Origin of the sequence: Limnofasciculus baicalensis BBK-W-15 (assembly GCF_024178385.1) — a bacterium.
In the GTDB taxonomy this organism is placed as follows: Bacteria; Cyanobacteriota; Cyanobacteriia; order Cyanobacteriales; family Coleofasciculaceae; genus Limnofasciculus; species Limnofasciculus baicalensis.
Genome location: NZ_JAMZMM010000183.1, coordinates 1 through 11,998, shown reverse-complemented (window position 1 = coordinate 11,998; position 11,998 = coordinate 1). Strand labels below are relative to the sequence as shown.

Below are 11,998 nucleotides of genomic sequence, written 5' to 3'. Positions count from 1 at the left end.
CCGCGAACTCCTCGTCCCATAGCATCGTACTGGGAACCGTGACAAGGACAAACAAAACGATCTTCTTCTGACACCCACGCCACCGTACATCCTAAATGAGTACAAACGGGACTGATGCCATATTCAGCAATTTTCGGTCCATCCTGAATCACCAGATAGGTTGTTTGGGGTAAACCTTCAACGGGCAAGGGTATTCCTGGTTTAGCTTTGGCTAAAAGAGACGACGGCTTGATTGGAGTTCCCTCATTGTCAATAGCTGCGACACCGGGCAAATAATCTTTACACCGAGAGTTGTAGGGAAACAAAGAACAGAGGGTTTCCAGATTTGCCTCTCTGCTAACTCCACGTTGGGGGAAAATCCAGCCCATAATTAGGGTTCCAGTCGTTCCTGCCACTAGATAGTTCAGGAATTGGCGGCGAGATTTGGCAGATGTCAAACTTTCCATACAAAGTTCCACTCCCATAAAAGACATAAATCAAGAAATCTAGATATCGAATCACAAATGACAAATAACAAACAACTAATGACTAATAACTAATAAAATGATTTAAACTGCTTTCTACCCCTTATTTATCATATATTTGCCGCCCATGACTGAAAATAGCGATTTCATTAACAAAGCCGAAGCCACCCGCGTCCGCGTTTTGAGTGAAGCCCTTCCCTACATCCAACAATTTGCAGGGCGGATAGTGGTTGTCAAGTATGGGGGAGCTGCGATGAAAGATAGCACCCTTAAAGATACTGTCATCCGCGATATTGTTTTCTTGGCTTGTGTCGGTTTGCGGCCAGTTGTTGTTCACGGCGGTGGCCCTGAAATTAATAGTTGGTTGGGGAAATTAGGGATTGAGCCACAATTCAAAGATGGTTTGCGAGTTACCGATGCTCCCACCATGGAAGTTGTGGAAATGGTGTTAGTCGGTAAGGTTAATAAAGAATTGGTTTCTTTGATTAACTGCGCTGGCGGTTTAGCTGTAGGACTTTGTGGCAAGGATGCTAATTTAATCACAGCCCGTCCCGATGGCAGAGAGGGCATTGGCTTTGTCGGAGAAGTTACAAGTGTGAATATTAATCTTTTGGACTCATTGCTGAAAAACGGTTATATTCCCGTGGTATCTAGCGTTGCTGCTGATGAAACTGGACAAGCGTATAACATTAATGCTGATACTGTTGCGGGTGAAATTGCTGCTGCTTTGGGAGCAGAAAAGTTAATTTTACTCACCGATACTTCTGGTATTTTACGGGATTATAAAGATCCTTCAACTTTAATTCCCAAAGTCGATATTCAACAAGCACGACAGTTGATTGAAACTGGTGTTGTTAGTGGTGGGATGATTCCCAAAGTGACTTGTTGCGTGCGCTCCCTGGCTCAAGGGGTAAAGGCTGCACATATTCTAGATGGTCGAGTTCCTCACTCGTTGCTTCTAGAAATCTTCACCGATGAAGGCATCGGTTCTATGATTGTAGCATCTGAATTTATCAAGCGCTGATTGACACTCAAGACGGCAATAGTTTCAATCTACGGAAGTACCGCCGACAGGGGGTACTTCCGTTTTCGCTATAAGTTGTTTATAAAATCGTTTTAACCACCACTAATTTTCGCTTTATACCCTAGCTGAACCAAAATTTGCACCAACTTCTGAGTATGATCTCCTTGAATTTCTAAGGTATTATCTTTAACAGTACCACCACTACCACATTGAGCTTTAAGCTGTTTCAGTAATTGAGTTAATGTTTCCTCTTTACATTGAAAACCACTAATTACTGTTACTGTTTTACCTTTCCTTCCCTTCCGAGATGCTTGAACCCGTAAATTTTGCTGATTCGGAGGTAATTCTTCCACTCCACGTTGCACCGCAGCGGGATTGCTACCGGAACCGAATTCTTGGTAAATAATTCGTTCTGTGGCAGGCTTGGATTGGTTTGTTTGTTGTTTTGATTTTGATGATGCCATTTTTGAGTTTTGAGTTTTGAGTTTTGAGTTTTGAGTTTTGAGTTTTGAGTTTTGAGTTTTGGGTTTTGAGTTTTAATTCACTCCTGAACAATAAAAACGGACTTCGTACCGCTGCGCTAACAGAATTCTTAGGAGGAATGGGTGAAAAGTAAAACTATTTTTTTACTTAATTCTTCATCCTTCATTTCACCTCTTCCCTGGAACAGTATATCCTAGTAACCAAAACAAAACGATCGCACTAATAGCGACTGTTACTGTCCAGGGTGACTTGTAAGCGGTGATAATAATAGCAATTATCGTGGTTAGTAGCAACAGCACCTGAAGGACTAAAACTAGGGGGCGTTTACCGGGAAAATTTCGATTTTGTACTGCGATGGGACCTCTTTGTTGCAGCCACCAATAGAATAGTTGTACAGACTTATTAAAAAACTGGTAAGTTATCAATCCTTTGATCTTTGCTGCCTGTTTTTCTCCTAATACGGTGATAATAATATCTCGCATAACTAGGACAAAGCGTGCGGTTATAGCCGATAAGACAATTACCGGAATATCTTTTACCACACTTTCTTTTCCTACCCTGTAGCGCTTGCGAAAAAAATTCTCTTTTTCTTGAGATGAAAAACTATTCATGGCTTGCTTTGCTAATGCTCCTGATGCCAGAATAGTAACGCTTTCTTGAAAGTAGCCGGGGACTGGCTGATAGTTTGGCGGTTGTTCTTCTAGTTTAGTGAGAAGCCTGGTTACATCCGTCGGATCGGTTGGTTGTAGTCGCTGTTGATTCCAAGATATTTGCTCACTAATTTCATCTTCAATCGTGTTTTGAATATCTGTCATTAAAATTGACCGATGTCCTTCCAGGACTAAATCATCTACAATCAAATTTAGATCTAGATCGCCTTGCCATGTCGGATCTGCTAACTTATGAAGATGGGTTTTAATTTTTTCGCGATCGCGACTTTGAGCATCTAGGAATGATTCTTCAACTAATAAGTCTATATATTCTTCCTCTGTACATCCTTGTTCCTTTACTTGTCGTTTAAGAAACCGAGGAAAATTTTGCACTGATTCGCGATTAACTAATGCTTCCACAATCCGATTTAGTCCATCTAATCTACCCCAAAGTATATCATTTGATCGCCATGACTTCTTGAAGAATCCTCCAAATGTGGCTAATGTATCCCCCGCTAATTTATCATTGAATGTTTTCCCTTTTCCCAATCCTCGTTGAGCGTCATCGGGACTAAATCGAATTAGTTCAATGTGATTTTTTTCCTTGAGCGATGTTAGATATTCAAAGGGATAAAGGGTTCGATCTAAGTTTCTGAAGTTTTTAAACCGACTCCAGATATGCTCGGCTTTTTTCACGCCACTGCTTTTAATCAAAATTTCTGATGTTTGATTTATGTAGTCTAATACAGTAAAACATTCTTTACCCCGCTCCTCAAATCTTTCCTCCTCCCAGATATCATTTATCAGTGATGAATCTTTATCTAAATTACTAATTTTTTGTTTAAATAGCTCAGAAATACTATCAATTTCTTTTTGAGGTAACCATTCTCTTTGTTCCGTCTGGAGTTTAAACTCTACTTGAATGGGTAATTGTTTAAAAAAGTCGGCAGTAATTTCTGTAAGATTTCCCCTGTGTGACTTATCCGGAGCAAAGTCTGCAAAACCATCTGCATCCAAGAAGAAGCGGTGCAATCGAAAGATGCGATCGCAGACTTGAGTGCGTAATTTTATTCTGTTTTCAATATCGTTATCTGGAGGATTTTCTTCTAATAATTTCTCAAATGATTCGCTGACTTGAATATGACTTAGTAAAATATCTAATGTAGTCGCAATTACCTCTAGCAGTTTAATGTGACTATTTAGACCACTAGCTAATAACTTGAGCTTTTTGTATTCGCCTAAATCAGACTCTTTATCAATTAATCCTAAAACCTTTTTTACGATATAGAAATGCTTCCTCAACGCTAAATATACATCCAGGTTATCAATTTCTTTCCTGATTTTTTCCAGTATATCTACTTGGTATTCCTCATCTTCATTAAAAGATAGTCCTTCAATCAATAATTGTGCTGTTTGCTCTAATATCTCAATCTTGCTCTTGCCAGATTTAGTGTTTCCCCCGGAATCCGTTCTCAAAATAAGCGGAAGAATGCGATCGCGCAGGATAATCAGACGACTCTTTAGATAAATTTCTTCCTCGCTATTTATTCTATCAAAATTTTTCGGTGTTAATATTTCTCTTTTTTCTAAATCGGTTAATAGATCGTTATATCGACTGATTTGATTGTTATGATCTTGGATCGACTCCAAATCGTTGCTGATACTTTCATAAGTTGGCAGTCCAATTACAACTTCTTGAATTACGTCCAATACATTTGGTTTTGGCATAGTATTAAACCTGGGACTCCCCATGAAGCGATCCGGACAGGGATCGATGTAAAATATTTTCCGATTTACGGGACGATTAGCTGTCCGATAATAAATATCCTTAATCGCATAACTAAATGGTCTATTATCTAGAATTCCACCATCGAGAAAATGCAATTGATACCCGTCTGGTGGCCGTTGTTCAGGTAATTCCCGTTTTTCCAGATTTCCCCAGGAAATCAGCCGTTTATCTACCTCATTTGCATCTTCTTTCAACCCGACAGTGACTACCGGAAAAACTACGGGAAAACAAGATGTAATTCGGCAAAGTTTCGCCAGGGATTGATAGGTGACTTCCGGGGTACGGCTGATATCTGCTGGATCTCCAGTTGGCTTAAAGGGTTCCTGTCGATTTTTACAATGTTTTAGATTAAAAACTGTCCGGTGATTTTTCAGTTCAATTGCTCGTCCAGTATCGTCAAAAACCTGATAAATTCGCCCCAGTACATCAGTTCCTGTCACAAATAAATCTAGTTCATTAAATTGAGAAAACCACTCTCCTGCTGGCGCTTTTTTTGGATAATTACCAACTTTTTTTAATGCTTCTACTAACTCATTTTGGTAGTATCCTTCACCATCCAATACTGAATCTTTTTGGGATTCTTGGGGTGCGGGTTCATACATTAGCTTGTTAATGCTGCCACTTTCCCGCCAAACCTGGTCAAATTCTTGAAAATCAAAAACTTCTTCTTCATTACTATTGGCGAGGGCATAGCTCAGAAGTACTCCATTAATTCCACCTGCGGATGTTCCGGATATAATATCAACAACAATATCGGAATCGGTGAGTGCTTTAATTAATTTATAGATTCCTCTGCCGCGCACAGCATTATAAAATTCGCGGCTGATACCGTTCATATAAATGGCGAGTGAGACACCGCCATAAACAACTAATCCCAGACGATATTCACGAGAAAATTCTGGTTTTTTTAGCGTTTGACTAGACATCGCTTAGTCCTCGTCTTGGTTTATTATTTGTCTCTAATGAACATCGGCATTCCGCTTATTCCTCTCGCATCAATGAAGATAGGGACTTCCGCTTCCGCAAATCTAACATTTCCGCGAGGGTTTCCTCTTTCCTGTCTAAGTGATGATTCTCCGAAGCTGATACAACCGTGACTTGAGTCTCTTGCTTTTCAATTATTGGTGGTTGATTATATGTAGGTTGATTATATGGCGGTTGAACAATTGATTTTGAATGGGCTACCTGTGGTTTCCTGGGCAGTGGACGGTGTTTTTTGGATATGTTTTGAGTTTTTTTACGAAATGTTGCGGATTGGTAAGGCCGGGCTGCTTTTTTGACAAGTTGTGCTACCACAAAAGAACCTACTCCACAGCCTATGGCTAAACCTGCAAACACAGATAGGGGAAAACCTTCTCCTGGTGCAGATAGGGGAATTGTTGCGATTGCAGGTTGAGGGTTGATAATTGGTGGCGGCTGAATTGCCACTGGCGGCTGAATTGCCACTGGCGGCAGGGTTACCGATTTTGGTTGAGGCTTACTCCCAGTGGTAAATTGTTGAATTGTCGTTATGGTTGGTTTAGGCCCAGAAGCCTCTTGTTCAACTGGTCCGGGGTAAATCATACCAAAACCCGCCACAGAACCCACCACAATTATCCCACCCCAGATCGTACCCCAAAAAGCCCATGGATACTTCTGGATTAACTGTGGTAGTGCTTTTGGTAAAAGTTGCTTGTTGGCAGGATTATCAGATGGGTTGAGCATTGACACCCTTAATAAAAACAATAACAAGTACCCCAAAGGGCAACCTGCTCAGATTATTTTAGCACGGCTTGGAGAGTAGGGAAATGGGGTTTGGGGATGTCTATGGGAGTTTTAACTCTCCTCCCCACCCCCAAACCCTGATGCGCTAGCATTAACTCGCACAGTGTAATTTAACGATTAGACAATACTATGGCGCTAGAGCTAACTTCCACAATCGGCAATCCTGATGAAGGACAACTAAATCATCTCCTGGATACCCCAGCCAACATTAATGGAACTAATGGTAAACCATTACGCCAGAAATGGAGAATTGAGGATAGCGAAAAACTATACCGAATTCAAGGATGGGGAGAGCCATATTTTTCTATCAATGCGGCAGGTCATGTTACAGTTTCTCCTAAAGGCGATCGCGGTGGCTCTCTGGATTTGCTGGAACTAGTTGAGGGACTCAAGCAGCGGAATCTCGGTTTGCCTCTGTTAATTCGATTTTCTGATATTTTAGCAGATCGAATTGAGCGGTTGAATGCCTGTTTTGCCAAGGCTATCGCTCGCTATAAATATCCCGGTACTTACCAAGGCGTTTATCCAGTTAAGTGTAACCAACATCGACATTTGGTTGAAGATTTAGTCAGATTTGGCGAACCTTATCAGTTTGGACTAGAAGCAGGTTCTAAACCAGAACTAATTATTGCTATTGCTACCTTGAAAACGCCTAATTCTATACTAATTTGCAATGGTTATAAAGATAGGGAATATATTGAAACTGCTCTCTTATCAACCCGTTTAGGACACAAACCAATTATTGTTATTGAGCAGATTGAAGAAGTACAGCTCGCGATTGAGGTAGGAGCGCAATTGGGAATTGAACCTGTACTGGGAGTCCGGGCAAAATTAACTAGCAAAGGTACGGGACATTGGGGCGATTCTACAGGCGATCGCGCTAAATTTGGTTTGACTATTCCCGAAATCCTCAGTTGTGTTGAATTACTGCGGAATGCAGGAATGCTTAACTCATTACAGTTATTACATTTTCACATCGGCTCTCAAATTTCTGCCATCAGCGTTATTAAAGAAGCAATCCGAGAAGCCAGCCAAATTTATGTGGAACTGAGTGGGTTAGGTGCTAACATGAAGTACCTGGATGTAGGGGGAGGTTTGGCCATCGATTACGATGGATCTAAAACTAATTTCTATGCCTCAAAAAACTACAATATGCAGAACTATGCTAATGATATTGTCGCTGAGGTAAAAGAATCTTGTGAAGCTCGGAAACTACCAGTACCAGTACTCATTAGTGAAAGTGGACGTGCGATCGCATCTCATCATTCTGTCCTCATCTGTGATGTTCTGGGTACTAGTGATGTGGTTCCTGAAGAACCAATCCCAGTAACAGATGAAGAACATCTAATTATCCGTAATTTGTGGGAAACTTACCAGACAATTAATACTGAAAATTATCAGGAAGCATACCACGACGCGATCCAGTTTAAAGACGAAGCAAAAAGCCTCTTTACTTTTGGTTATCTCAGTCTCACCCAAAGAGCCAGAGCCGAGCAATTATACTGGTGTTGTTGCCAAAAGATTTTAGAAATTGTCAGAACCCAGGATTACGTTCCCGACGACTTGGAAGACTTGGAAAAAATCATGGCATCAATTTATTACGTCAATCTATCAGTATTCCAATCCGTACCTGACTCCTGGGCAATCGATCAACTATTTCCCATTATGCCAATTCACCGCCTCAATGAAGAACCAACCGCTCGCGGTATCTTAGCAGATCTCACCTGCGATAGCGATGGGAAAATAGACAAATTCATTGACCTAAGAGATGTAAAATCAGTGCTAGAACTTCACCCTCTCCGAAAGGTAGAGGAAGAAGGAAATAGCAAAGACAATGTTCCAATCCCAAATCCAGAAATAAGGAAGCAAAAATTGCAACAACCTTATTATTTGGGTTTATTCCTCGTTGGTGCTTATCAGGAAATCATGGGTAATTTACATAACCTATTTGGCGATATTAACGCGGTCCATATTCAATTGACACCTAGAGGATATGAAATTGAACATGTTGTCAAAGGTGATACGGTAACTGAAGTCTTGGGTTATGTAGAATATGATGCTGAAGACTTAGTAGAAAGTATCCGCCGCCTCACCGAGCAAGCATTGCAAGAAAACCGGATTACCTTGGCAGAATCTCAACGGTTGCTACAAAACTATGAGCGGAGTCTTAGTAGTTATACTTATTTGTCTTAGGAAGGTAAGAGGTAAGGGGTGAGAGGTTTAATCAAATATGAATTTGATTGAATAAATATCGAACCCCTGATAATTTTGAGCTAATAAATACGGCAAACTTACCTGGAGAACATCTCCTCTTGCCATCTAATTATCCTCAGATTTTAGGATCGTTTCCATACTCAACCAATCCTCGTCACTTGCCGCTTCCCATGCTGCAAATTCATACTGTAGATCGCTTGGTATCTCTATCAGCAAACGAGTAAGCAGCGCTACGATCTCCCGACTCACGGAATGTCCATGAGCCTTGGCTAGTTGGGCAATCTCCTGATACAACTCCATCGGTAACGTGACTTGAGCGTCAATTGTTTGAGAAACATCCATAGAACTGGCAATGATGGATATAATACTCTACTGATCGTATCGCAAATCTGTAGGATGAAGATCTACGATCGCTCATATCGCATATCCGAAGTCTAGCAAGAAAGCAGATCATCTAGATTCATCCTCTGAATAACGTTAGGATTATTAGTCGAAGTTTAAGGCTTTCCCCGATCGAGTTTGAAGCAAAAAACCAACAACCAACAACCAACAACCAATAACCAATAACAACTAACTAACTAGCACTACTCAGAAGTTCTGCGATCGCTTTATTTTCTTCTGATTCCTGGGGTGGCATAGTCCGACGGGTGTCGGTAATCAGCCAATCTAGGGCTGCTGCTTGCACGTCGATAGTAGCGCCAGTCTTATCAACGCAGTAGCGTCCAAAGACTAGCTTATCCACCAAGCGAACCCCAGGGCTAAGGCGAGAGTATTCAAAAATCACGCTATTATCAACCGTTGCCCCTTTACAAATCCAGCAGTTTGAACCAATTACTGATGGACCAATAATCTTCGCGCCATCCTCAATATGAGTCATCCCACCGATGTAAACAGGTCCGGTAATATCAACCTTATCCCAATTGACTGCGACATTTAAACCCGTGTAGATACCGGGAGCTACTTGCCTACCCGGAATCGAGACATTCTTGATCTCCCCAGTCAAGACACCCCGTACCGCGTGCCAATAGTCTGGCACTTTACCAATATCCACCCACTCGAACTCCATAGGTACAGCATAAAACGGCGCACCCATTGCCACAAGTTTAGGAAATAGATCGCCACCAATGTCATATTCTTGACCTGATGGTATATAATCTAAAACTTCAGGCTCAAAGATATAAATTCCGGTGTTGATGTTGGTACTAAGAGCTTCTTCGACAGAGGGCTTTTCCTGGAAGCTCTTAATCCGATCGTTCTCATCTGTAACCACAACACCATAGCTGGAAACTTGTTCTCGTGGGACAGATTTAGTCACAATCGTCGCGATCGCACCTTTTTCTTTGTGCTTCTTCAGTGCAGCAGACAGATCCAGATCGATCAGGGCATCACCGCAAAGGACAACAAAGGTGTCGTCAAAAAAAGGATAAAAGTCTTGGATTTTGCGCATTCCCCCCGCAGAGCCAAGTGCCTTCCCGACTAGTTCACCTTCAATAATAGATCCTTCAAAGGAATAAGCAATTTCTACACCAAAGCGTTGACCATCGCGGAAGTAACTTTCAATTTCATTAGCCAGGTGAGAGACATTGACAACAATTTGGTCAAAGCCATGCTTTCGTAACAATTCTAAGAGAAATTCCATCACTGGTTTTTGCAGGATCGGAATTAATGGTTTCGGAATGGTGTGAGTGATGGGGCGAACCCGAGTCCCTTTTCCAGCAGCCAGAATCATGGCTTTCATAATTATTTATTCCTCACGCTAGACCATAGATTGGTGATTTGGTCGATTGAGTCCGATCTAATCGGTCAGTTGTGCTAGCAACTGACCAATTTTTCGAGACTCCATTAGACATCTCCAGAAAAGAATCTCAACAGCGGGCGAAATGCCCGCCCCAGATAAATTTTCACCAGATGTCTATTTTACATACCGAGAAAAATGACAGAAATCAGGTTTTTTACACGATAGATAGACAAAATTTTTTTTGCACTACCGATGAGGGATTCTTGACTAAATCTACTATTTGCCCGTAGTTATTCTAGCCAGATTCTGGAGCTAGATTGGTGGCAAGTGCTGAAATCGTCTTCATCCGACTGTTGTTTTTCAAATCTGTCAATCCTGGTATAGTTGATGGAGATGCTTTCCCTGTAACCTCGAGCGCATTCCTCGTTTGGTATTACTCCAACACCCGGATTTTTAAGTCTTGGTAGAATTCCTCTTGAGATAACTCAACCTTAGATTGAGCTGACAACAAGAGTAGTGCCCAAAAAACACCAACTCTGTCATGGGACCGATATTCAGTCCCATTAACAGCAGATTCACCCGATTCGATCGCGGACTCTGTTGTAGATACTGTCCACCACTCTAACAACTGATCTAAATTCAGCCAATCCTTTCCGACAGATAATTCTTGCCAGTGACGGGAGAAGAATACTTCCAGCCGTTTAGCAATTTCGGTAAGATTCTCATCGTGTGCCAGATGGGCTATGGCTTTGGCTGCTTGAGATCTCAAGATGGAACGGTGAGATTTGGCGCGGGTGGGGGAAGGTGTTTCTTCTAATTCAGTCGCCATCTGCTGCAACTGCTCAATCAATTCAGAGAGGGTAACAGGTCGTCTTTTTGGCGGTGGTGCAGCAGTGCGACGGCGTAGATGCTGTTCTAAATGCAATGGTAACCTAGTATTACCAGTTCCATCGACATCCTCCTCCATCTCAGTTAGTTCTACTTCTGCTTCCTCATCGATACGTTCCAGAGTATTTGCTTTGAGTAAAACCAGCATTGATGCCCATAAAAAAGCCTGTCCGGGCTGAGATAAGTCAGTCTCACTTGGGCTAGTTTCGACATCATTTAGGGATAAGGTGCTTAAATAGCGATCGATCACCTCAATAACCTGAACATCCCACGGGTCAATTTCCCCGCGCTGTGCGAGATCTATCAGCAGCGCAATGGCTTCAGTGGCAGGTGTCATTGGTTATTGGTTGTTTGTTGTTGGTTGTTTGTTGTTGGCAAGTAGCTTTCATCCCATTGTCGTAGAACAGGCATCTCGCCTGTTACGCTGATTACGCCTGTTACGCTGATTAATTCTTGCACCAACAACCAACCAGCAAAAACTAACAACCAACTACACCCAACAATTGCCCCTTGCCAAAAAAACCAACAACTAACAACCAACCAGCAACAGTTTCATCTTCCCTATCCTCCCCTCCCTCAGCTCACGATCCTTCCTTCACCGACTCTGCTGCAGATAAAGCAGGTAGCTGCTGCTCTTCTAGTTCTACCTTGTAACGTTCCACATCTTGCTGTAATTCCTGAATCCGCTGTTCTTTGGTTTGTATTTGGCTAACCACTCTACGAGACGATAGGTATCCCAATAATCTAGCCCAAATACTGAACATCCAAGCAAGGACACCCCCAAGCCCCATAGCACAAATCAATTCAATTGACAGAGGCGCTTCCACCTGAACCCCACCAACAACCTGAATAGCAACAGGGGTAGTGTTTTCCAGGCTAAATAAAGCCAAAACTAAACACAGAGCAAAAATAACCAAAAAATTAATTTGTCGCATTCTCTAGATCCTTGACTATAGTCTCGTTTGCCAATTGTAGCAGGAGTAC

General features: G+C 41.9%; 10 protein-coding genes. 2 read left to right on the top strand and 8 right to left on the bottom strand.

Going from position 1 to position 11,998, the window contains the following annotated elements:
- Nucleotides 1–446: Rieske 2Fe-2S domain-containing protein (locus NJ959_RS17545; protein ID WP_254013036.1), on the bottom strand; the 446-nt coding region annotated here is incomplete at its 3' end.
- Between the two features lie 145 nt (nt 447–591).
- Between NJ959_RS17545 and argB the strand changes: the two genes are divergently transcribed.
- Nucleotides 592–1,488: an acetylglutamate kinase gene (argB, locus tag NJ959_RS17540; protein WP_254013035.1), complete on the top strand. Its 897-nt coding sequence runs from the start codon at nt 592–594 to the stop codon at nt 1,486–1,488.
- Nucleotides 1,489–1,580: 92 nt separating this feature from the next.
- Here the strand turns inward: argB and NJ959_RS17535 are convergent, their stop codons facing one another.
- The 3 genes from NJ959_RS17535 to NJ959_RS17525 all read right to left on the bottom strand — a co-directional run bounded on the left by NJ959_RS17535 (nt 1,581) and on the right by NJ959_RS17525 (nt 6,114).
- The gene (locus NJ959_RS17535; RefSeq protein WP_254013034.1) at nt 1,581–1,952 is read right to left on the bottom strand and encodes a translation initiation factor; all 372 of its coding nucleotides are present in this window, start codon (nt 1,950–1,952) and stop codon (nt 1,581–1,583) included.
- 186 nt (nt 1,953–2,138) lie between these two features.
- Nucleotides 2,139–5,336: a patatin-like protein gene (locus NJ959_RS17530; protein WP_254013033.1), complete on the bottom strand. Its 3,198-nt coding sequence runs from the start codon at nt 5,334–5,336 to the stop codon at nt 2,139–2,141.
- A gap of 55 nt (nt 5,337–5,391) precedes the next feature.
- Nucleotides 5,392–6,114 carry a hypothetical protein gene (locus NJ959_RS17525; protein WP_254013032.1) on the bottom strand — a complete coding sequence of 241 codons (723 nt, stop codon included), beginning with the start codon at nt 6,112–6,114 and terminating at the stop codon, nt 5,392–5,394.
- A 189-nt stretch (nt 6,115–6,303) separates the two neighbouring features.
- Here NJ959_RS17525 and speA point away from each other — a divergent pair, with 189 nt between their 5' ends.
- A complete protein-coding gene (gene speA / locus NJ959_RS17520) occupies nt 6,304–8,367 on the top strand; it encodes a biosynthetic arginine decarboxylase (RefSeq protein ID WP_254013031.1) in 2,064 nt (687 codons plus the stop codon).
- A gap of 126 nt (nt 8,368–8,493) precedes the next feature.
- Here speA and NJ959_RS17515 read toward each other — a convergent pair whose 3' ends face one another.
- From NJ959_RS17515 to NJ959_RS17500, 4 genes are all read right to left on the bottom strand, one after another.
- On the bottom strand, nt 8,494–8,730 hold the full coding sequence (locus tag NJ959_RS17515) for a hypothetical protein (protein WP_254013030.1): 237 nt from the start codon (nt 8,728–8,730) through the stop codon (nt 8,494–8,496).
- Between the two features lie 232 nt (nt 8,731–8,962).
- Complete coding sequence (locus NJ959_RS17510; RefSeq protein WP_254013029.1) at nt 8,963–10,126, bottom strand: nucleotidyltransferase family protein; 1,164 nt, start codon at nt 10,124–10,126, stop codon at nt 8,963–8,965.
- Between the two features lie 433 nt (nt 10,127–10,559).
- Nucleotides 10,560–11,351, bottom strand: coding sequence for a segregation/condensation protein A (locus tag NJ959_RS17505; protein WP_254013028.1), 792 nt, complete (start codon nt 11,349–11,351; stop codon nt 10,560–10,562).
- Nucleotides 11,352–11,595: 244 nt separating this feature from the next.
- Complete coding sequence (locus tag NJ959_RS17500; RefSeq protein WP_254013027.1) at nt 11,596–11,949, bottom strand: LapA family protein; 354 nt, start codon at nt 11,947–11,949, stop codon at nt 11,596–11,598.
- Nucleotides 11,950–11,998 lie beyond the last annotated feature (49 nt).

Coding starts and splice junctions, on each gene's coding strand:
- argB (WP_254013035.1), top strand. CDS start 592: ATGACTGAAAATAGCGATTTCATTAACAAAGCCGAAGCCACCCGCGTC.
- NJ959_RS17535 (WP_254013034.1), bottom strand. CDS start 1,952: ATGGCATCATCAAAATCAAAACAACAAACAAACCAATCCAAGCCTGCC.
- NJ959_RS17530 (WP_254013033.1), bottom strand. CDS start 5,336: ATGTCTAGTCAAACGCTAAAAAAACCAGAATTTTCTCGTGAATATCGT.
- NJ959_RS17525 (WP_254013032.1), bottom strand. CDS start 6,114: ATGCTCAACCCATCTGATAATCCTGCCAACAAGCAACTTTTACCAAAA.
- speA (WP_254013031.1), top strand. CDS start 6,304: ATGGCGCTAGAGCTAACTTCCACAATCGGCAATCCTGATGAAGGACAA.
- NJ959_RS17515 (WP_254013030.1), bottom strand. CDS start 8,730: ATGGATGTTTCTCAAACAATTGACGCTCAAGTCACGTTACCGATGGAG.
- NJ959_RS17510 (WP_254013029.1), bottom strand. CDS start 10,126: ATGAAAGCCATGATTCTGGCTGCTGGAAAAGGGACTCGGGTTCGCCCC.
- NJ959_RS17505 (WP_254013028.1), bottom strand. CDS start 11,351: ATGACACCTGCCACTGAAGCCATTGCGCTGCTGATAGATCTCGCACAG.
- NJ959_RS17500 (WP_254013027.1), bottom strand. CDS start 11,949: ATGCGACAAATTAATTTTTTGGTTATTTTTGCTCTGTGTTTAGTTTTG.